The sequence below is a fragment of the Mycobacterium sp. SMC-15 genome, assembly GCF_045310925.1.
GTDB lineage: Bacteria > Actinomycetota > Actinomycetes > Mycobacteriales > Mycobacteriaceae > Mycobacterium.
This window is the reverse complement of the sequence record NZ_JBJIAJ010000013.1, coordinates 169168-190739: the sequence shown is the minus strand read 5'-3', so window position 1 is coordinate 190739 and position 21572 is coordinate 169168. Positions and strand designations below refer to the sequence as shown.

The 21572-nt window shown below is 67.1% G+C and carries 16 protein-coding genes; 7 read left to right on the top strand and 9 right to left on the bottom strand.

Annotation, left to right across the window (positions count from 1 at the left end; all coding sequences use genetic code 11):
• Together ACJH71_RS19095 and ACJH71_RS19090 are read right to left on the bottom strand one after the other, a co-directional pair.
• A partial coding sequence (locus ACJH71_RS19095) for a beta-ketoacyl synthase N-terminal-like domain-containing protein (RefSeq protein ID WP_406759545.1) occupies positions 1–3550 on the bottom strand: 3550 nt, incomplete at its 3' end.
• A 259-nt stretch (positions 3551–3809) separates the two neighbouring features.
• Positions 3810–5462 (bottom strand): PfaD family polyunsaturated fatty acid/polyketide biosynthesis protein, encoded by a 1653-nt coding sequence (locus tag ACJH71_RS19090; protein ID WP_406759544.1) that lies wholly within the window; start codon positions 5460–5462, stop codon positions 3810–3812.
• A gap of 198 nt (positions 5463–5660) precedes the next feature.
• On the opposite strand from ACJH71_RS19090, the gene ACJH71_RS19085 reads away from it, so the two are divergent.
• Complete coding sequence (locus ACJH71_RS19085; RefSeq protein WP_406759557.1) at positions 5661–7154, top strand: bifunctional phosphatase PAP2/diacylglycerol kinase family protein; 1494 nt, start codon at positions 5661–5663, stop codon at positions 7152–7154.
• A gap of 18 nt (positions 7155–7172) precedes the next feature.
• Here ACJH71_RS19085 and ACJH71_RS19080 read toward each other — a convergent pair whose 3' ends face one another.
• The 4 genes from ACJH71_RS19080 to ACJH71_RS19065 form a co-directional block, all read right to left on the bottom strand.
• Positions 7173–8552, bottom strand: coding sequence for an acyl-CoA dehydrogenase family protein (locus ACJH71_RS19080; RefSeq protein WP_406759543.1), 1380 nt, complete (start codon positions 8550–8552; stop codon positions 7173–7175).
• Between the two features lie 83 nt (positions 8553–8635).
• A complete protein-coding gene (locus ACJH71_RS19075; RefSeq protein ID WP_406759542.1) occupies positions 8636–9121 on the bottom strand; it encodes an SRPBCC domain-containing protein in 486 nt (161 codons plus the stop codon).
• 11 nt (positions 9122–9132) lie between these two features.
• Positions 9133–9465: an ArsR/SmtB family transcription factor gene (locus ACJH71_RS19070; RefSeq protein WP_406759541.1), complete on the bottom strand. Its 333-nt coding sequence runs from the start codon at positions 9463–9465 to the stop codon at positions 9133–9135.
• A 62-nt stretch (positions 9466–9527) separates the two neighbouring features.
• The gene (locus ACJH71_RS19065) at positions 9528–10505 is read right to left on the bottom strand and encodes a PE-PPE domain-containing protein (RefSeq protein WP_406759540.1); all 978 of its coding nucleotides are present in this window, start codon (positions 10503–10505) and stop codon (positions 9528–9530) included.
• Positions 10506–10768: 263 nt separating this feature from the next.
• On the opposite strand from ACJH71_RS19065, the gene ACJH71_RS19060 reads away from it, so the two are divergent.
• The 3 genes from ACJH71_RS19060 to ACJH71_RS19050 are packed head-to-tail and all read left to right on the top strand — an operon-like array spanning position 10769 to position 13678.
• On the top strand, positions 10769–11794 hold the full coding sequence (locus tag ACJH71_RS19060) for a PE-PPE domain-containing protein (RefSeq protein WP_406759539.1): 1026 nt from the start codon (positions 10769–10771) through the stop codon (positions 11792–11794).
• A 41-nt stretch (positions 11795–11835) separates the two neighbouring features.
• Positions 11836–12837, top strand: coding sequence for a PE-PPE domain-containing protein (locus ACJH71_RS19055; RefSeq protein ID WP_406759538.1), 1002 nt, complete (start codon positions 11836–11838; stop codon positions 12835–12837).
• A 40-nt stretch (positions 12838–12877) separates the two neighbouring features.
• Positions 12878–13678 carry a crotonase/enoyl-CoA hydratase family protein gene (locus ACJH71_RS19050; protein ID WP_406759537.1) on the top strand — a complete coding sequence of 267 codons (801 nt, stop codon included), beginning with the start codon at positions 12878–12880 and terminating at the stop codon, positions 13676–13678.
• 43 nt (positions 13679–13721) lie between these two features.
• On the opposite strand, the gene ACJH71_RS19045 is transcribed toward ACJH71_RS19050, so the two are convergent.
• On the bottom strand, positions 13722–15332 hold the full coding sequence (locus ACJH71_RS19045; RefSeq protein WP_406759536.1) for a pentapeptide repeat-containing protein: 1611 nt from the start codon (positions 15330–15332) through the stop codon (positions 13722–13724).
• Between the two features lie 152 nt (positions 15333–15484).
• Here ACJH71_RS19045 and ACJH71_RS19040 point away from each other — a divergent pair, with 152 nt between their 5' ends.
• Together ACJH71_RS19040 and ACJH71_RS19035 are read left to right on the top strand one after the other, a co-directional pair.
• Complete coding sequence (locus tag ACJH71_RS19040) at positions 15485–17005, top strand: serine hydrolase domain-containing protein (RefSeq protein WP_406759535.1); 1521 nt, start codon at positions 15485–15487, stop codon at positions 17003–17005.
• A 58-nt stretch (positions 17006–17063) separates the two neighbouring features.
• Positions 17064–18080, top strand: coding sequence for a CobW family GTP-binding protein (locus ACJH71_RS19035; RefSeq protein ID WP_406759534.1), 1017 nt, complete (start codon positions 17064–17066; stop codon positions 18078–18080).
• A gap of 25 nt (positions 18081–18105) precedes the next feature.
• Here ACJH71_RS19035 and ACJH71_RS19030 read toward each other — a convergent pair whose 3' ends face one another.
• Complete coding sequence (locus ACJH71_RS19030) at positions 18106–18996, bottom strand: alpha/beta fold hydrolase (protein ID WP_406759556.1); 891 nt, start codon at positions 18994–18996, stop codon at positions 18106–18108.
• Positions 18997–19647: 651 nt separating this feature from the next.
• Here ACJH71_RS19030 and ACJH71_RS19025 point away from each other — a divergent pair.
• Positions 19648–20016: a hypothetical protein gene (locus ACJH71_RS19025; protein WP_406759533.1), complete on the top strand. Its 369-nt coding sequence runs from the start codon at positions 19648–19650 to the stop codon at positions 20014–20016.
• 33 nt (positions 20017–20049) lie between these two features.
• Here the strand turns inward: ACJH71_RS19025 and dnaB are convergent, their stop codons facing one another.
• Positions 20050–21426: a replicative DNA helicase gene (gene dnaB, locus ACJH71_RS19020; RefSeq protein WP_406759532.1), complete on the bottom strand. Its 1377-nt coding sequence runs from the start codon at positions 21424–21426 to the stop codon at positions 20050–20052.
• Positions 21427–21572 lie beyond the last annotated feature (146 nt).

Genomic DNA, 21572 nt, shown 5'->3' with positions numbered 1-21572 from the left:
CCAACATGTCCCCGACCAAATCCACACCCGCCGCCGCAGGAGCAACAGCCACCGCAGCCGGCGCCGGCGCAACGGCCACCCCAGCCGGTGCGACAACAACCGGAGCCGGCGCGGGCGGTGCCGGCATCGTGACGACCGGCGCAGCCGCAGCCACCGGCGCAGGCGCCGCGGGTGCAGGTGCAGGTGCCGGCGCTGGCGGGACGCTGATCGGGGCTGCCGGAGCCGCAGGCGGCGCGGGCATGGCCGGCGCGGGCGGCGGGGCGAACGCCGGCGGGGCCGGAGGAGCCGCGACGCCATAGGCGGCCACCGGCTGAGCCGGCACCACCGTGGTCGCGGTGGGGAAGGCCAGCTGGTTGACCGGCATCGGCGTCATCCCGGTGCTGGAGACCAGGGTCTGCAGCAGGCCCTGCAGGTGGGCGATGGTCTGCTGCATGCTGCCCAGCGCGCCGACCATGTGCGTCACCATCTCGGCTCCGGGACCCGACATCAGCGGCGAGGTCACCATCGGAACCGCGGCGGCCTGGACCGGGACCGGGACGTGCGTCGGGACATGTGCCGGCCACCCGTTCGCCGCGGGAACGGGCGGATGAGCTGCTGTCATAGTGGGCTCCGATACGGTCGCGTGGCCGTTGTGGTCACTGCGGGGGGTGGATTTCACGGATTTTTCGGATTTCGCAAATTCTTCGGATTTCGCAAATTCTTCCGAGGGCCGCTGCACCGGCTCGTCGTTGATGTCGGGTCGGCCGAAGTTGGTGCCGTTGAGCTTCATCGTCAACTTGGGCGCCGGACGGGTTCGCGGATCGTCACCCTGGCGGTAGTCGGCCCACAGGGCTTCGAAGTTCATCGGGACGCCGGCGGCCACGAGTTGGGCCAGCCCCATCCACAGCGATCGAATTCCGTTTCTGCCCTTGGCATCCAGGGAGACCGCGACGTGGTCCTGGCCGGTCAGGCATTTGCCGACGAGGTTGGTGAGCACACTGCCGGGGCCCACCTCGACGAACGTTCGGGCGCCGGCGGACCACATCGCCTGCACCTGCTCGACGAACCGCACCGGCTGAGCGATCTGGTTGGCCAGCGTGGCCTGCATCTGGTCGGCGCCACCGACGTACGGCTGAGCCGTCGCGTTGGCGTAGACGGGCACCTGCGGCACACCGAACGGAATGCCCGCCAGGTACGAGGCGAACGGGGCCGCCGCGGAGCTGACGATCTCGGAGTGGAAGGCGGTGGCGACGTCGAGGAGCCGCGCATTCATTCCCGTTGCGCTGAAACGCTGCGCGGCATCGGCAATGGCCGCACTGTCGCCCGAAAGCACAACCTGGTTGGGGGCGTTGTGGTTCGCGATGACCACCGACAGGCCCCACTCGCCGAGAAGTCTGCGGACCTCTTCGGCGGGGGCGGTCACCGCGCACATCGCTCCGTCGCTGCTGGCGGCGGCCTGGGCCATCAGCGCACCGCGCGCGCGGGCGATGAGCAGTGCGACGTCGTCACTGATCACCCCCGCGGCACACAGGGCACTGACCTCGCCGAAGCTGTGACCGCCGACGGCGACCGGCGCGATGCCCAATGAGCGGACCACCGACAGCAGGCTGAGGCTGTGCGCGCCGATGCCCGGCTGCGCCCATTCGGTCTTGGTCAGCTCGGCGGCCTGCGCGGTCCGGTCTTCCTCGGTGAACGCCGTCTTGGGCCAGACGACGTCGTGCAGGTCGCGGTCCGCGTTGAGCAGGTCCGCGCGCGCGAGCTCCCAAGGCGCCAAAGCCGGTTCGTACAGCTGCGGGATGTCGGCACCCATGCCGACGTATTGACTGCCCTGCCCGGGAAACAGCAGCGCGACCGGCCCGGCCTGCTGGCAGGAGTAGTAGTAGCCCTTGGGTGAGCTGAATGACGTTTCCCCGCTGGGCGTTTGGAGCTTCGCGGCGGCTTCCCCGAGCATCGTGCGCAGGCTCTCGACGCTGCTGGCGACGATGGCGAGGCGGTGCGGACGGGTGGCGTCATACGCCGACTGCGTGCTGTGTGCCAGGTAGCCGAGCATGTCCGGCGAGTCGATCAACGAGGCGGCCAGTTCCCCGGCCTGCGCAGACAGCGCTGCCGCGGAGTCCGCGCCGAGGACCACCAGCTCGGAGTCCCAGGACCGGTAGCGCGGCGCGTGCTTCCCGGCGCCGGCGTACTCCTCGAGCGTGATGTGGAAGTTCGTACCGCCGAAGCCGAACGCGCTGACCGCCGCCCGCCGCGGCACGTTCTGGTCGGCGATCCACGGCTTGGTCTGTGTCGACAGGTAGAACGGCGACGATTCGATCTCGAGTCCGGGGTTGGGCCGGTCGATCTTGATAGTCGGCGGGAGGACCTTGTGGTGCAGCGCCATCACGGTCTTGAACAGGCCGCAGGCTCCCGCAGCCCCCTTGGTGTGTCCGACCTGGGACTTGACCGAGCCGACGGCACACCATTGACGGTCCGCCCGGCCCGACTCGTCGAAGACCCGGCGCAGGGCGGTGAATTCGGCGACGTCGCCGGCCTTGGTGCCGGTGCCATGGGCTTCGACGAGCCCGACCGTCTCCGGTCCGTAGCCGGCGGCCTCATAGGCGCGGCGCAGGGCCTTGGCCTGACCATCCGGGCTGGGGGCGTAGATGCTCTTGGCCCGGCCATCCGAGGAGGTGCCGATGCCGCGGATCACGGCGTAGATCCGGTCGCCGTCTCGCTCGGCGTCGTCGAGGCGCTTGAGCGCCAGCATCGACAGGCCTTCGCCCAGCATGGTCCCGTCCGACTGGTCGGAGAACGGGCGGCAGTCGCCGGTGCGCGACAGCGCGGTGACCTTGGCGAAGCACATGAACATGAAGATGTCGTTGAAGGCATCGACGCCCCCCGCGATCACCATGTCGGCCTCGCGCAGGTACAGCTCGTGCAGCGCGATCTCAATGGCGGCCAGCGAACTGGCGCACGCGGCGTCGACGACGCAGTTCGTTCCGCCAAGATCGAAACGGTTGGCGATACGTCCGGCGATGACGTTGCCAAGCAGGCCCGGGAAGGTGTTCTCCTGCCAGGGGGTGTAGCCCGACGCCACGCTCTCGCTGAAGGCGGTCAGCTCGGTGTCGGAGAGTCCTGCTGCGCGCAGGCCGCGTTCCCAGGTCGGCCGGTGCAGCCGACCGCTCATGTAGCCGGACATCTCGGTGCCACCGGACGAACCCAGCACCACGCTGACCCGTTCGCGGTCGATGCCGGAGATGTCGCCGCCGGCGTAGTCCTCCAGTACTTGCTGCGCGACCCGCAGCGCCAACAACTGGGCGGTGTCGGTCGCGGGCACCACGTTCGGCGGAATGCCGAAATCCATCGGCGAGAAGTCGATGGTGGGCAAGAATCCGCCGCGACGGGCGTATACCTTGTCGGGCGTGCGAGGATCTGCGTCGTAGTAGTCGTCGATCCGCCAGTGCGACTCCGGTACGTCGGAGAACAGGTCCGCACCCTCGACGATGTTGCGCCAGAATCGCTCGGCTTCTTCAGACCCGGGAAACAGCGCGCTGACACCGACCACTGCGACAGGTGGATGTTTGGCTACCACAGGTCTCCTTAAGAGCGGCCTTGACACAAAGCATCGAAAGCCTAAGTTTCGCCATCAGAGACGGTGAGTTGCAGCTGGGGGTCCGCTGATCATCCCGATGGCCAGACGCTGCCGGGACCATATCAGAGTGTTGCAGCCATCACACACCGAAGATGCCCGGCTCACACCCCCGCATGCGTTACAGTCATCCGCCACAATGTCACGTTGATGAGCTGCTGAACAGCTAGAACGCGCCGAGCGGGCGCATTTGACGACCGCGTCAGACAGCCAGCGGCCGCGGGCGGTAGGCGAACGCCTTGGCCGGAACCGGCACCCCGCAAGAGCGGGCCGCACTGGCGCGGGTCACGTGGGCGGCACCTTCGAGCAAGTTAAGCGCCACCTGGACGGCCTGGCGGTTCTCGCACGACTCCAGGTGGCTGCCTGCCACCCAGCTGTTGAATGCGCCCATGGCCGGACCGCACCAGATCTGGTAGTCCAAGACTCGCTCGGGGATGCCGCTGATGGCCCAGCGGCTCGACTGCCCCAGATACCAGCGGAACACCAGTGCCATCTGGTATTTCGGATCCCTGGAGGCGAGCTCGAGCACCGCCGGGTCACGCTGCTGCCAGTACCGCTGGGTGTCCGCCCATACCTCGGCGACGGTGGTGCCCAGGATCTTCTCCAGCTCGGGGCCGTGCTTGGCGACCACGCTGGCCAGGTCGGGGTTGCCTGCGTACCACTCGTAGAGCTTCTTGCCGCGCGGGGCGAACATCGTTCCCCGCTTGAGTACCTGCAGGTTGACGCCCATTTCGAACATGTCCGAGGCGGGAGCCATCATCACGTCCGCGATGCCGGCCTTAGCGAGCATGGCGCGCCCGGGCGCCGAAAGCCCCGACTCCACGCAGGCCTGGTTGACGGTCCCGGTCAGCACGTAGGCCGCGCCCATCGCGAAGGCGCCGGCGACCGCCTGCGGCGCACCGAGACCACCCGCCGCACCCACCCGCACCCGGCAGTTCAACTGGTGCTGCTGGGCCAGCGAGTCACGCAGCATGACGATTTCGGAGAACAGCGCCGGCAGCGGGCGGTTATCGGTGTGCCCGCCGCTGTCGGATTCGACGGTGATGTCCTCGGCCACCGGCACATACCGAGACAGCTCGGCTTCGCGCTCGGTCAGCTTTCCGGCCGCCACCAAGGCGGACACCAACGCCGCCGGCGCCGGTTCCATGAACATCCGTGCCACCTCGGGCCGCGACACCTTGGCCATCACGTGGTTGCGGCGCACGATGTTGCCGGCCGCATCGGTGTCCAGCCCCGCCAGTGCGTAGTGCACCACCGCCGGCGTCAGCTTCATGAACGCCGAAGCCTCGACCACCGGAACACCGCGCGCGATGAACAGCTCGGCGACGCGGGTCTCGAGGGAGACCTCGTTGGGTGAGTGGATCAGGTTGGCTCCCCAGGCGAGCCCGGGCCGGCCGGCCAACGCGGTCTGGATCTCGTCCAGCCCCCGCTCCACCGCCTCGTAGGAGAGTCCGCCCGCGCCGAAGAAGCCCATCATGCCGGCCTCGGCCATCGCGATGACCAACGCCGGCGTCGCGATGCCGTTGGCCATCGCTCCGGTGACATAGGGGAATCGAACGCCGTGCGCCTCGCAGAATTCGCGGTCCCCCAGCCACTCGGGGTAGATCGCAGGCAGTGTTCCTACCAGGGACAAATCCGATTCGCCGGCGCCGACGAACTCACCGCCCAGGGCCAGGCCCAGCATCCCGGTGGCCGTTTCGCGCACCACGTGAACGGGGTGGCGTACATAGCCGATGATGTCGGCGATGTCGTCCGGGGCGAACGCGGCCGCTGCGGTGGTGGGCCGCCACCCCAGGCCCGGGCCGGCGCCCGCGCCGGTCTGCTGGTCCAGTACTGCGCCAGGTCGCTCGTTCACAGTCGGTTCCTCTCGATCACCGGTGCTGTGAGCGCTCGCGCCGAGGGGCCCTGCGCATGAACCGGAGAAAACGATGAGAGTTTCTCATGGACCGCGGCGGCGGGGAGTCTCCCCACCGTGAAACGGGTATAGGGCTGCCATTCGGCGCCGGCGGCGGCGCCGGTGGACGGAGGAATCACTGCCGTGGGTCAACTACCGATGGCGCCCCTGCCGCGCCGCCGTTCCGGACTACGTCAGGTCACCGAGGGCCTCGGCCAGCTCGACGCGGAGGTGTTCGAGGCGATCGCACACTCGCCCAGCCGACTGCTCGACACCACCATGCCGGTACTGACCCGTGCCGCCGACCATTCCAAACTGTGGCTGGCGCTCGCAGCCGCCATGGCCGCGACGGGCGGCCCGGCGACACAGCGCGCCGCCGCACGGGGAGTGGCCAGCCTGGCCCTGACCAGTCTGGTGACCAACCAGGTGATCAAACGGATCCGGCCTCGCGCGCGCCCCAACATCGCGCTGGTGCCCCTGCTACGCCGCGCCCGCCGGCTGCCGCTGTCGAACTCGCTGCCGTCCGGCCACTCCGCGAGCGCGGCGGCGTTCGCCGCCGGGGTCGGCCTGGAGAATCCCCTGCTGGGGCTGCCCGTCGCGGGGCTGGCCGGCCTGGTGGGTCTGTCCCGGGTCGCGACCGGCGTGCACTATCCCGGGGACGTACTCGCCGGGCTGGGCATCGGTGCGTCGATCGCGGTGGTCGGGGCAAAGCTGGTGCCGCCCATAGCCTCTCCACCGGCGCCGCACAGTGCAGCCCTGCAGGTCCCCTCCCCCGCACGTCCCGACGGTGCCGGCGTGGCGTTGGTGGTCAATCCCGAGTCTGGCGACGGGCGCGCGGGCGACGTCGCCGCGCAGGTGCGTCAGGCACTGCCTGCAGTCACCGTCGTCGAAGTCGGCCCTGACGACGACCTGGCCGAATCGTTGCGCCGCGCCGCAGATACCGCCGAGGTGCTCGCGATCGCCGGCGGCGACGGGTCGGTCGCGACGGCGGCGCACGTGGCGCTGGAACGCAAACTGCCGCTAGCGGTGTTCCCGGGCGGCACGCTGAACCACTTCGCCAAGGACATCGGCTGCGACACCACCGCGAAGACCATCCGGGCCATCGCCGAGGGCAGCCTGTCGCGGGTAGACGTAGTGCGATTCAACGACGAGACCACCGTGATCAATACGGCAAGCATCGGTGCCTACCCGACGTTCGTCCGGCGTCGAGAACGCTTGCAGGGCAAGCTCGGCAAGCCGGTGGCCAGCGCCTACGCCATGCTGATGACGCTGCGTCGCGAACAGCCGGTGCGCATCTGCTACGACAACAAGACCCTGCAGACGTCGCTGTTCTTCCTCGGCAATTCGGTGTATCAGCCCGACGGCTTCGCGCCGGCCGTGCGGAACCGGATGGATGACGGGCTGTTGGACGTGCGGATCCTGGAAACCGGCCGGCCGTGGTCCACGCTGCGAATCTTGGCGGCGCTGCTGACCGGGCGGCTGCAGCGCAGCCGGCTCTACCACGAACTGCGGGTCCCGCAATTCCAGTTCACCGCAGTCGACGGGCCGGTGCCGATCGCCCACGACGGAGAAGTCGACACCTCTTGCACGGAAGCGGAATTCACTGCGTGCTACCGCGCATTACAGGTGTTTCGGCCCATGCCCTCGGGTTAGCGGTGACGACCTGATCCGTCATCTCGGCGGGCGCAGAACTTTCATGGCGGCCCGCAGCACCGGCGCCGGGATGCGGTCCTGCATCGCCAGCGCGCCGGCGGCGGCCTGGGTACGCAGCGGCGTGCCGCGACCGAACATCCGGTTCAACGGCCCGCCGGATGGCTCGATCTCCACGTGCAGCGGCGGGGTACCGACCGCCGCGCCCAGCGCCTGCGCGATCACCATCCGTTGGATCTCGCTGGTGCCTTCGAAGATGGTGTACAGCTTGGCGTCTCGGTACCACTTCTCCACCGGATGGTCGGTGATATAGCCCCAGCCGCCCAGCGTCTGCACGGCTCGTTCGGTGACCCACACCGCGACTTCGCTGGCGGCCAGCTTGGCCATCGATCCCTCGCCGCGATTGAATCCGATTCCGTTGGCCGCCATCCAGGATGCCCGCCAGGTCAGCAGCCGTGCGGCGTCGATCGCGGTGGCCACCTCCGCGAGCGGGAAAGCAATGCCCTGGTTGTCGATGATCGGGCCGCCGAAGGCCTCCCGGCGGGTGGCGTAGTCGGTCGCGTATTCCAGTGCGGCGCGGGCAATGCCGATGGCCTGTGCGGCGACCATCGGCCGGGTCTGCTCGAAGGTCCCCAGTGTCGCGGAGCCGGTTGACGGCGCGCCGGCCAGTATTTCGCGGGCCTTGGCGAGTTTGTGCTCGAGCTTTTCCTGCCCGCCGAGCAGATTCTCGGACGGGATGCGCACGCGCTCGAAGCGCAGTTCGGCGGTGTGGGAAGCCCGGCAGCCCAGCTTGTCGAGTTTGCGGACCAACTCCAACCCGGGGGTGCCACCGGGGACGATGAACAGGGCCTGTCCACGGTGGCCCAGGTCCGGGTCGACGACGGCGTTGACCACATGCACGTTCGCGATGCCGCCGTTGCCGATCCACATCTTGTGGCCGTCGATGATCCAGTCGTCGCCGTCGCGGCGGGCGGTGGTGCGCAGGTTGCGGACGTCGCTACCGCCTTCGGGCTCGGAGATCGCCAGCGCCGCGAGCTTGAGATCACCTGGTGTGCCAAAGCATTCCGGTGCCCATTGCAGCATCTGTTCGGCGGTGGCGGCCTGCCCGATCGCCGACAGTGCCAGCGCCGGCATCACGATCGCCAGTCCGATTCCGGCACAGCCCCAGAACAGTTCTTCCATGAACATCGGCAGCGATAAGCCTGTCGAGTCGCCGATCAGGTCGCGGTAGAACAGTGGGCTGTAGAAGCCCTGCGCGGCGGCCTCCTCGAGCACCGGCCACGGGAAGTCCTGGCGCTGGTCGTAGTCGAGCGCGACCGGCCGAATGACCGATTCGGCGAACTGATGGGCGCGGCGGGCCAGGTCGTGCTGTGCCGTGGTCGGCGTGAGGTCGAAGGCCATGGCTGGGTCCTTGCGGTCCTTGCGGCCGGCTGTAGCCGCCCGAACAGCTGGAATTGCCGCTCGAGCTCCTGGTCAAACGCGATTCAGGAGGCGACCAAGGTGTCGATCTGGTTCAGCGCCGAGGTGGAGCCCTCGATCACGCCCATGTCCAACACCTTCTGCAGGTCTGCGGCGGACGCGAACGTACTCACGTACCTCGCGCGGGTTCCGCCGGCGTGCTCGGCGAAGGTATAGATGTTTCTGGAGGTCGGCATCCCGGGATCCGGATTGAAGTCCAGATCGGCGAAGCCGTCGTCGAAGGTGAAGCTCCACGGCTCGTCGACGGCGACGATCTGCCAGTATCCGGCGTACTTCTCGCCGTCCGGGCCGGTCATGAAGTAGTTCGTGCGGCCGCCGGGCGTGAGGTCGTGGTCGACCATGGTTGCGGGGAATGTCGGTGGCCCCCAGACCTTCTCCAGCTGACGCGGGTCGGCGTAGACCTGCCAGATTCGCCGCACCGGCGCGGCGAAGTCGGCGGTGATGGTCAAGGTCAGGGCGTCGATGTCGTGTTGTACGTCGATCACGGGCATGGTGCGACCTCCTAGGTGTCGTCGGACGAGATGAGTTCGTCGATACGTGCGATGCGACCGCGCCACACCTGCTCCAACTCGGTGAGCATGGATGCCACCGACCGCACCGCTGCGACGTCGCCGCTGGCCAACTGCTCACGGCCGCTGCGGCGCTTGGTGAGCAGGCCGGACTTCTCCAGCACCGAGACGTGCTTCTGCACCGCCGCGAAGCTCATCTCGTACTTCAAGGCGAGCTCTGAAACGGAGTGCTCGCCGGCCAGGACCCGGCGCATGATGTCACGCCGGGTGCGGTCGGCAAGTGCGTGGAACAGGGCGTCGACCCTGTCGTCGTCGAGCGTGATCACCCGGCAATCGTACAACCGTTTGGTTGTAGGTTGTCAAGGGCGCCTGTCGGGCCCGGCTGAGATCAGACCAGCGGGAACCAGTAGTCGAGGGTGTCCTCGACGCCGCCCCAGTCGATGCCCATCCAGTCGGTGAAGAACTCCTCGAACTTCCCGAAGGCGTTGTAGACGAACTGCACGAGCGAATTGAACAGTGCGTCCCACACCCCGCTTTCGGCCAGCCCGTTGCCCATGGCGTTGACCCAGGCGGTGAACTGGTCAATGTCACCGGAGAGGTCGATATTGGTGATCAGGCCGTCGGCGGTCGCGACGTGGTCGGCGACCTGCTCCGGGGTCAGCCCCAGATACATGACGTGCTCCCAGAACAAGCCGAGCATGGAGGGCGCGGTGTGGTCGGCCACGGGGTCACCGGGGAACGTGTAGATGGTGGTGGTGAACGCGTCGTTCGGCGTCTGGTTGCCGAACAACAGTGAGGAATCGTTGGACAGCGACAACTCGCCCAGGGTGTGCGGCCATGTGCCGTTGGCACCCGACGGATCGCCGATGAACACGAAGTGCAGCGCCTCGGGGTCGACGCCGTCGTGGGCCAGCTGCGCCATCGCGATCGAACTGGCCGTGGCGCCCTGCGAATAGCCAAAAATCCAGAGTGGGTTGTCGGCGTCGTAGGTGCCCGGGTTTGCGTTGAGCTCGGCGTGCACCGCCCGCACGATCTCGGACGCACCGGCGAAACTGCTGTAGCCCTGCAGGAAGAGCTGCGGGGTGGTCAGCACTCGCAGCGGGCCGTCGCAGTCGCCGGCCCCGATCACGCACACCGCCGCGTCGTCGCCCGCGTCGAAGCCCAGCGGCTGCAGGAACAGATCGGCCGCGGTCTGGGCAAATGTTGCCGACGGGGTGGGCATCATGGTGCCGCCGATGAAGATCGCGGTGTCCGACAGCAGGGCTACCTGTAGCGCGTGCGCCGTGTGGACGACGGGGGTTCCGACGACGCCGGCTGCGATCACGCTTGCGGCAGCAAGCGGCGCGAAAACCTTGGTTGCGTTCATGCCCGAGGCTCCTAAGGCTTATGTATGAGATAGGGAAGAAATCCTGAAGAGCCAATAGTGGCAGTCGCGCCGTAGACGCGTCAATCGGCATACCACTCCAGGAGAATGCCGTTTGCCTACACGTTCGGCCAGGCGGCACTTCCATTGACTTGCGCCGAACGCCCCTGCCATGATCGCCCTCAGGTTTAACTTTCGATTTACTCGTGTGATTTTTAGCTATGGCTGTCGGGATCTGTCGTGCACGAATGATTCGGAAAGGCGGCATGCCCGTGGTGAAGGACAGCCCCGCGATGCTGACCAAGCTCGTCGCGCCGATCGCGATCACCGGCATGGTGGCAGGCGGTGTGCTCGCCGCACCGATGGTGCACGCGGCGCATGCAGGCGTCGACCTGCACGCCGACGTCGACCTGCTGGCCGACACCGCGATCTTCGTCGGCCCGACGATCCTGTCGACGCCGTCTGCCACATTCGCCCGGACCGCTGCCGATCTGTTCCTGCGGCCGTTGGGCTTCGATGGTGGCGACGACCCGACGGCGTGCCTGATCGGTTCGGGCACGTGTGACGCGCCGCTGCAACTACTGAGCACCCCGGGCCTCATCCAAGTCGGCCACAGCAGCTTCGCCGGTGCGGCCGAGATCGTTCGGACTGTCCAGGCCGAGCTCGCCGCCAACCCGGGCGCCTACGACGCCGAGCACCCGTTGTGGATTTTCGGCTACTCCCAGGGCGCCACGGCCGGCTCGATCGCGATGGCCCAGCTGGCCCACGACGGCGTCGACCCCGAACTGCTGCACTTCGTGTTCATCGGAGACCCGACCGCCCCGGATGGCAAATATCCGCACATGGAGGACGACGGCTCGGCGCACAGCAACTTCTCCGACAGCTGGATGCTGTACGGCAAGGAGACCCCGAGCGACGCCTTCCCGACCACGATCTACACGATCCCCGGTGACCCCAACGCCGACTACACCTCCACGTCGCCGTATGGCGATTTCTACGAGCACATGATGTATCTGGGGCTCACCCCCGATCAGGTGGCCAACCACACAGCCACCACCGACGACCTGCTCACCACCATCAACATCTCTACCGACTTCGACCAGTTCGGTGCCTGGCTCAATGCGTGGGGCCACGGGCTGGCCGACAGCAGCTGGTGGGACGGCCTGTTCTACTCGGCCGTGGCGTTTGTCTACAGCGCCTTCGGCAAGCTCGAAGACTTCTTCGGCGACTGGATGGGCCTGGACTGGGGCGGGGTCGAGGAAACCCTGGACTACTGGTTCCCGACGGTTTGAAACATCTCGCTTCGCAAATGATTGGGAAAGGTGGCAAGCCAGTGACGAAAGGGCGCCCCATGACGCTGACCAAGGCCTTGGCGCCGATCGCGGTCGCCAGCACGGTGGCGGGCAGTGTGCTGTCCGCTCCCGTGGCGCACGCCACGCATGTCGATGTGAGCCTGCTGGCCGATACCGCGATCTTCGTCGGCCCGACGATCTTGTCGACACCGTCTGCGACATTCGCCCAGACCGCGGCCGATCTCTTCCTGCGGCCGCTGGGCTTCGACCTCGACGACGACGCGGGCGCGTGCGTGGTCGGCTCCGCGGGATGTGACGCGCCGCTGCTATTGCTGTCCACCCCCGCCCTGGTTCAGCAGGGCCACAGCAGCTTCGTCGGGGCGGCCGAGATCGTGCGCGAGGTGCACGCCCAGCTCGCCGCCAACCCGGACGGCTACGACGCCGAGCACCCACTGTGGGTGTTCGGCTGGTCGCAGGGCGCGACCGCCGGTTCGATCGCGATGGCCCAGCTGGCCCACGAGGGCGTCGACCCGTCGCTGCTGCACTTCGTGTTCATCGGCAACCCGGTGGGCTCCGGCGCCGCGATACCGGATCTCGGCGGAGGCTCCTCGTCCGGCGACTTCTTCGACACCGGCCTGTTGTCCGGCGTCCACACCCCGACCGACGCGTTCACGACGACGGTGTACACGATCCCCGGCGACCCGGTCGCCGACCCCAACTCCACCTCCGCGTTGGGGATCCTCTACGAGCACATGATGTACCTGGGGCTCACCCCCGACCAGGTGGCCAACCACGCCGCGACCATCGACGGCATGCTGACCGACATCAATATCTCCGGCGACTTCGACCAGTTCGGTGCCTGGCTCAACGCGTGGCCCCACGGACTGATCGACAGCGGCTGGTGGGAGGGCCTGTTCTACTCGCTGGTGGCGTCCTTCTACAGCGTCTTCGGCAACATCGAGGACTTCTTCGGTGACTGGCTGGGCATCGACTGGGGCGGCGTCGAGGACACCCTCGACTTCTGGTTCCCGCCGGAGGTCTAACGCTCAAAACGTCCCCAGATGCTGGTTCTATTCTGTTGCGATGGAACAGGAACGCATCCGCGTTGAGGTCATCGACGGCATCGCCCACGTGACACTGGATCGAGCCGACAAGATGAACAGCCTTGACCTGCCGATGCTGCAGGCACTGGCGTCAGTCCCCGATCAGCTGGCCCGTGACCGCTCGATACGCGTGGTGATCCTGCGCGGCGACGGCCGGGCGTTCTGCACCGGGCTGGACTTCGCCGGAGCCAAGCTGTCCGGGCTGGCCGGCGTGCGCAACTTCGGCAAATTGCCCTGGCAGAAGACCAACCTGTTTCAGCAGGCTTGCTGGGGCTGGCGCGAGCTGCCGGTTCCGGTGATCGCTGCGCTGCACGGCCATTGCTACGGCGGAGGACTGCAGTTGGCGTTGGCTGCCGACTTCCGGATCACGACGCCGGACTGCAAGCTTTCGATCATGGAGGCCAAGTGGGGCCTGATCCCCGACATGACCGGCGCCGTCACGCTGCGCGAGCTGCTTCCCCTGGACGTAGCCAAACGCCTGACCATGACGGCAGAAGTGTTCTCGGGTGCCGACGCCCTCGAGTACGGACTGGTGACCTCGGTTGCCGACGATCCCGTTGGCGCCGCCCAGGATTTGGCAGCACAACTCGCCGAGCGGTCACCCGATGCGTTGGCGGCGACCAAGAAGCTGTTCCACTCGACGTGGACGTCCTCCGCACGCCGGACGTTCTGGACTGAATCGGTGTTGCAACTTCGGCTACTTCGAGGTCGCAATCACCACTTGGCACGAAAGGCGGGCCGCGACGGCAAACCCGTCTGGGAGCCGCGGTCGTTGGGCTGAGCACCAACGTGTTTCACCCGGCGTCGCCAAGACCATGGAAGAGTCACCCCGGCTTGCCAGACGGTGGCTGTGCACCGTCGTCGGGTTCACCTCCTGATCCAGCTGACTTGCAGAACTCCTCAATCGAGACGGACTGGATGGCGCGTGCCTTTCGTTCCGCCAACTCTCGATGTTTCTTCCAGACGCGATCCAGCACCGCCACCTTGAAGTTTCGCAGCAACTCCGCCTCGGAGCTGTAGGCGAAGACCGGTTGAAGGACCCAATCGTATTGATTCGCCAGATCGGTGAACATGGAGAACGGCGTTTCGCCCTGCTGGATGATCGCAACGAACGGTACCTGGTAATCCGGGACCGTCGCTTGCAGCTCTAGTGGCGATGACTTCGGGTTCGTGATGTCGGCGATGACGAAGAAGCTCAACCCGGCCAGCGTCTTGATGGTCTCGGTCACGCCGCGGGATGCGGGTCGGTCGAAGTCGAAGATGATGGGCAGGAGATTGTTCCTGCGCACCTCGCCGGCGAGCGCATCGAGAATCGCTTTCCGCTCGGATGTGAAGCGCCCCAAGATGAGAACGGTCTTGCATGTGAGGGAGTCGATCGCATTGCGGACTTTCGCGCGATCAAGCAGCAGGTAGAGGAATTGCGCCAACTCCAGGTCGTCCACGGTGATGCTGACGTCCGATTCGGGCATGATGATGAGCCCGGTCTGGTCTTTCGGCGCACCGCGCACATCCCATGCCGACACGCCATAGACGCGGCACGCCGTCAGCCGGGTCCCGTCAATATTCACCTTGACCAGTTGTGCCCCTTCGAGGTTCGCACCCGACAAGTCCGCGCCGGACAGGTCCGCCCCCCTCAGGTAGCTACCGGCAAGGTTTGCGCCCACCAGCTGCGCGCCCCGCAGGTCCGCGCCTTCGAGATGCGCCTTGTCCACGAAGGCACCGGACAGGTTCGCCCCGGCGAAGTTCACCTCCCACGACAGGGCGCCGCCGAAGTACGCGCCGCGGAGATCCGCGCCGGCGAAGTCCACCCCCAACAGGTTGGCCTCCCAGAATTTGGCCGCGTGCAGGTCGGCTCCGGCGAACGACGTGTGGCTGCCGAACTCCGCCTTGCTGAGGTCAACCTCGGACAGGTTTGCCTCGGACAGATCCGTTCGCTTCAAACGTGCCCCGGCCAGCTTCGCCCCCCGCAGGTCGGCCCCAGATAGGTTGGCCTCACGCAGATTCGTGCCACGGAGGTCAGCGCCCGTAAGGTTCGCCTCGGAGAAGGAGGCCCCCTCGAGGTCCTTCCCGGCAAGATCACAGCCACTCAGCTGCGCGCGTGATCCCCGCGCGCCGACCAAGATTGCTGCTCGTAGGTTCGCCCCCTCCAGAACGCAACCGAACAGATCTGTATGCGATAGGTCTGCGTCCTCAAGGTCCGCGCCCCGCAGGTTGGCCGCGAGAAGGTGGGCCGACCGCATCGTGGCTTTCGCCAGTTGGGCCCCGCCGAGGTCGGCGCGGGCGAGCATGGCGCGTGCCAGGTTTGCCCCGCGCAGATCCACGCCGGCAAGATCGGCGCCGATCAGGTTGGGGTTCACGTCAGGATGGGCGTCTCGCCAGGCGTTCCACGAGGCGACCCCGGCCCGCAGCAAGTCGACGTGCTTCTGACCTTCCATTGCGCCTCCTCATGCCTCTTCCTCATAGCTGCGGTTGTCTAGTGACTTCCGCCTCGCACCCCTGTCTTGTTTTGCGGTCGTGATTCGAATCGCTCAGACGAGATGGGCGGTGGCCTCCCCGCCCCCCAACCCGCGATGACTACCGTCGAACTGTGACGGTGTCAGCATCACGCATCACCCGGGCCCGCGCCGTGGGAACCGTCGCGCTGGTACTTGCGGCGGTTCCGTCGTGTGGCCATCCACCGCCCATGCCGGCGCCGCCCCTGGCTGCCCCGTCCACCACAGTGCCCCTCCTCCCTCACCCGGACGCGCCCTACGCACCCCGCGAGGAGCTGATCGCGCCGGTCTCCACATTGATCAACGACGCGATCGCGGCGCCCCGGCTGCCGGGTGCGGTGGTCCGGATCGGTCACGCCGGCACGATCGTCTTCAGCCAGGCCTTCGGCGCGCGCAAACTCGCGGACGAACCGGGGCTCGACGGCTCGCCCTCACCGGCCGAGCCGATGACCGAGGACACGATCTTCGACATCGCGTCGTTGACGAAGTGCCTCGCGACGACCGTCGCGGTCCTGCAACTGTATGAACAGGGCCGGGTGGCAATCGACGAACCCGTCCAGACCTACCTGCCGGAGTTCAACGAGACCAACGACCCCCGACGCGCCCAGGTGACGTTACGCATGCTGCTCACCCACACCTCGGGCATCGGCGGCGATCTGAGCCACCAGGGTCCGTGGGGCCTGACCGAGGCCGACAAGGCCGGTGGTGTTCATCGGGCGCTGACCGCACCGCTGGAGTTCGGCCCCGGCGAGCTATTCCACTACTCGGACATCGGCTTCATCATCCTGGGCGTGCTGGTCGAGACCATGACCGGCCAGCCGTTGGATACCTACGTGCAGGACAACGTCTTTGCGCCGCTGGGCATGACCGACACCCGCTACCTGCCCGCCACCAAAGCCTGCGGCCCCCACCAGGTCCGCGGTACTGCCATCGCATTGGACCCGGGCCAATCCCCGGACGGCGAGTGTCCGGCAGGCAGCTGGAGCACCGACCTGTTGGCCCGGATCGCGCCGACGGCACATGACGAAGACACCCCCGGGATCAACCCCGACTTCGACCAACTGCTGCGCGGCACGGTGCAGGATCCGACGGCACGCCGCATCGGAGGGGTGGCCGGCAGCGCCGGGGTGTTCTCGACCGCCGGCGATATCGGCAGGTACGCCCAGGCCCTACTCGATCGGCTTGCCGGGCGCCCGAGCCCGTCTCCGTTGCGGCAATCGACCCTGGAATTGATGACGACACCCCAGCAACCCGGGCACGACGCCTCCCAGATCGTGGCCGCGAATGCCGCCGCGCAACAGGCGAATGCAGCCTCGCCCGATAGGGCCGATCCCCTGCTCGCGGTGAACTACCCGGCGATCAGCGGACAGGATCTCCGCGGTTTCGGCTGGGATATCGATACGCCGCACTCCCGCCCGCGCGGGATGATCTTTCCGATCGGCAGCTTCGGGCACACCGGGTTCACCGGAGTGACCCTGTGGATCGACCCGGGGTCGGACACCTACGTGATCGTGCTCGCCAACGTGATCCATCAGCGCGGCGGTCCGCCCATCGCCGGTCTCAGCGGCGATGTGGCCACCGTGACCGGCCGGGCGCTGCATCTGTACGGCAGCTGATGGACCGACTTCTACCCCGTGGTGACGCCCCGGCCCGGGTGGCGCCGATAATGGCCGGGTGGCCGACCGCAACACGCCCGCTATCCCCGTCATCGCGCTGACCGGGTACCTCGGGGCGGGCAAGACCACCCTGCTCAACCATGTGCTGCGCGCGCCGGGCGCGCGAATCGGGGTCATTATCAACGACTTCGGCGAACTGAACGTCGACGCCGGCCTGGTCACCGGCCAAGTCGACGAACCGGTGTCGATCGCCGGTGGGTGCATCTGCCATCTGCCGGATGAGGGCGGACTGGACGAAGCCCTGGAGAAGCTCGCCGACCCGAAGCTGGCGCTCGACGCGATCATCATCGAGGCGAGCGGGGTGGCCGAACCCGCGGATGTATCGCGCGTGATTCGGTTCAGCGGGGTGGAGCGAATACGTCACGGCGGTGTCGTCGACGTCATCGACGCAGCGGAACACTTCGACACCGTCGATACCGAGTCAGCTCCGCCGCAGCGCTACGGCGTGGCCTCCCTGGTCGTGGTCAACAAGCTCGATCGGATCGACGAAGACGCCCGTGAAGAGGCCCTTGCTCGGGTGGAAGCCCGTGTGCGCGAACTCAATCCCCACGCTCACGTGGTGGGTGCGATGGCCGGACGCGTGGATCCCCGGTTGCTTTACGACATCAGCGACGGCGGCGAGTCCGGGCAGATGTCGTTTCGGGAGCTGCTCCTCGACGACGCCGGCGAGCACCACGATCACGTGCATGCGGACTCGGTGACCGTCGTCGGCGACGGCGCCGTTGACCCGGGACCGCTCATCGACCTGCTCGAACAGCCGCCGCATGGGGTCTACCGGATGAAGGGCACGGTCGCGATCGGCAAGCGTCACTACCTGGTCAACGTCGTCGGCACGTCGGTGCACGTGGTGACCGCGGCTGCGAGTTCAGGGGCCAGCCACCTCGTCGCGATAGGCACGCACCTCGATACCGCGGACGTTCGCGCCCGGATCGAAGAGGCACTGCGGCCCGCCGGGGAGAAGGTGTCCGCCGCGGGCATGCGACGGTTGCAGCGATTGCGGCAGTACAGCATTTAGGTCGCGGCCGTACAACCAGGGTTTTTCACTCCGCTGCGGGGCCGATGAAGTCGATGCCCGCACGAATCGCGGGGCGATGCCTCAAGATGCGGAAATGCGCCAACCGGCCGAGGCCCGCCGTCGTCATCAAGCGCGCGCCCGGCCATGACGCAACGACCTTCTCGCTCGTCGCATAGGGCGTGTCGGGGTCATCGGGGTCGTGGATGAGCAGCAGCGGCGGGTAGTCGGTGCGCTCGGCGATCCGGACCATGTTGGTGTCCTCGAGCGGCATGCCGATGCGGCGTTCCAGACGCCGATGCAGGCCGGCGCGTATCCGGCGGCCGAAGTTGTGGCGCGCGGCGAACAGATCCAGGTAGATCGGGAACTCGCCCATCGGCGCGAGGAACACCAACCGTCCGACCGTGGCGCCCCACGACGCCGCGAATGCGGTCGCGTTGGCCCCGAGGGAGTGGGCGACGACCGCGCGGGCCGGCCCGTGGGTCCGGATCATGGCGGCCACGGCTTCGGCGCACTCGATGGCGGTGGTGCGACCGGGTGCGAGTACGCCCGGCTCTGACTCGTTGTGGCTGGGCAGGTCGAACGCGATGACCCGGTGCCCGGATTCGACGAGGGGTTTGATGAACATGCCCAGGTGTGGGCGACGCCCGCCCCAGCCGTGCACCAGGTAGACGGGCGGCCCCTCGCCCCAGGACTCGCCGACGATCCGGTGCCCGTCCCAGTGCGCTTCTAGCGGCTCACCGGGTGGGACGCCGGGCGGCATGCGCAGGCTGGACTCGAGGACCGGTGGGGTGCACCACAGCTCCAGCGCCCAGCGCGACCCGATGGCAGGCGCGATTCGCTCCAGTAGCCAGAACAGCCGACGCACCCGCGGGGTGACCGGCGGTTGGACACCGGAGCCCTCCACATCGAGAACGATCGGGCTGGGGGAATCGCCGCCTTCAGAGCTGGATCGATCTTCGCGAGGACGCCCTCGTGCAGGTGGGGGGGTCGTTGACTCTGGCACGTATCGAGGTTAGCGAGGGAGTGCGGTCTGCAGCCATCTGTCAGTTCGGACCGGTTCACGGCTTGGCCTCGACTCCTTATGCCGGAGCTGCGGTGATTCACACCGACATGCCGGGGCCGCGGCCAGCCACCGTGTGGCGATTGGCACGCACCTCGACACCGAGGATGTTCGCGCCCGGCTCGAGGAAGGTTTCGCGCCCAGCCCTGGAGATAGTTGGCGGCCGCGGGCATGCGCCAGTTGCGGCGGTTGCGCCGCTGCAGAATTAGGCGATCCTGACCGGCCGAGTGATGTGCACCGAACCTATCGCCGGCTGCCCAAAGGCTGTGCTGCCGTCCCAGGCCATTGAGGTGGCCATACCGTCGCCCCACGAAGCGACGCAACCGCGTGCCACGTCGAGAGAAAATTAGTCCGGGTCCGGCTTAGCCAATAGCGCCGACAGGCTCTCCAGATCGATCATTTACGCCCGCGCGCCGTCCGCCTTTGTTCTGGCTTGAGGGTCGCGTAATTGAAGCCGGCGCTGCGCGTGAGGCTGCGTGAGATTCTGCGGGGTCTAGCGTAGGCGGAATGGGTTTGTTCAGTCATGAAGAGTTCCGGGATCCGGCCAGCGGCGTTGGTGGCGGCGATCGGCGTGGGGTTGTCGAGCGAGCTCGGGGTGCTGAGGTGGACCAGTACGAGGCTGATGAACCTGTGGTGGTGGGTCCGGGGTTGCCGCCTGAGGATGGTTCTTGCGGTCAGTTCGCTGTTCAGTTTCATGTGTCTACGTCAATGCTGTTCGGGTTGAAACGTATTGCGGATATACGTGGGGTGAGCGTGCCGGAGGTATGCCGGCAGGTGATCGGTGTGTTTGTCGCCCAGCAGGAGGGTGAGCTGGGTGCGTTGCTTGCTGCCGAGTCCGAGGCGGCTGATTACCGGCCGAGCTTGGGGCAGGCGTAACCGTCGCCAACACCTGTCACCGCCGCCGTCCCGCTAGTGCGCCATATTCGTAAACCGCGACAAGTGCAGCTGGTGCGCCACCGTCACCGTCTTCGTCGGCCCGTTACGGTGCTTGGCCAGAATCAAGTCCGCCTCGCCGCCGCGGGGGTCGTCACGCTCGAAGGCATCGGGCCGGTGCAGAAGTATAACCATGTCCGCATCTTGCTCCAAACTTCCACTTTCGCGGAGATCTGCCAGCATCGGCTTCTTGTCGGTGCGCTGCTCGGGACCACGGTTGAGCTGGCTCAGCGCGATCACCGGCACCTCGAGCTCCTTGGCCAGTAGCTTGAGGTTCCGGGAGAATTCCGACACCTCCTGCTGGCGTGACTCGACCTTCTTGCCGGAGGTCATCAGCTGCATGTAGTCGACCGCCACGAGGCGCAGGTCCGCCTTCTGCTTGAGCCGGCGGGCTTTGGCGCGGATCTCCATCATGGTCAGGTTCGGCGAATCGTCGATGTAGAGCGGCGCCTCGCTGATCTCGCTCATCCGCCGCGCCAGCCGGGTCCAGTCGTCGTCGGTCATCCGCCCCGAGCGCATGTCGCCGAGTTTGATCTTGGCTTCAGCGGACAGCAATCGCATGACGATCTCGGACTTGCTCATTTCCAGCGAAAAGATGACGCTGGCCATCCGGTTCTTGATCGAGCACGACCGCATGAAGTCCAACGCCAGCGTGGATTTCCCCATACCGGGCCGCGCCGCAATGATGATCATCTGCCCCGGGTGCAGCCCGTTGGTCACCTCGTCGAGGTCGGTGAAGCCGGTCGGCACACCGCGCGCGATACCGCCGTGCGAAGCGATCGCGTCGATCTCGTCCATGGTGGGCTGCAGCAGGTCTTCCAGCGGGACGAAGTCCTCGGAGCTGCGCCGCTCGGCGACCTCGTAGATCTCGGCCTGGGCCCGGTCCACGATCTCGGCGACGTCGGCGCCCTCTGCGCCCGCGTAGCCGTACTGCACCACCCGGGTACCGGCCTCCACCAGCCGGCGCAGGATGGCTTTCTCGGCGACGATCGTGGCGTAGTAGCCGGCGTTGGCCGCGGTGGGCACCGTGGAGATCAGCGTGTGCAGGTACGGGGCGCCACCGACCCGGCGCAGCAGGCCGCGGCGGTCGAGCTCGGCGGCCACCGTCACCGCGTCGGCCGGCTCACCGCGCCCGTAGAGGTCCAGGATCGCGTCGTAGATGTTCTGGTGCACCGGGCGGTAGAAATCAGCGGGCCGCAACCGCTCCAGCACGTCGGCGATGGCGTCCTTGCTCAGCAGCATGCCCCCGAGCACCGACTGCTCTGCAGCCATGTCTTGGGGCGGTTGGCGGCCGACGTCCTCGCGTGGCGGCTCCTCGAGCTCAGAGTGACCACGGTCGTCGACTACTGCCATGCGCCCCTCCTCGTCCACTGGCACAATCGAACGACTGTTCGACGTTGGTTGGCCCGAACATATCCGGTGGCACCGACACCCCCGTTGTGCCGTGCCGCGTTGACGGTAGGCGTTGCTGGCGGCCGTACAAAACGAGCTTGTTCACA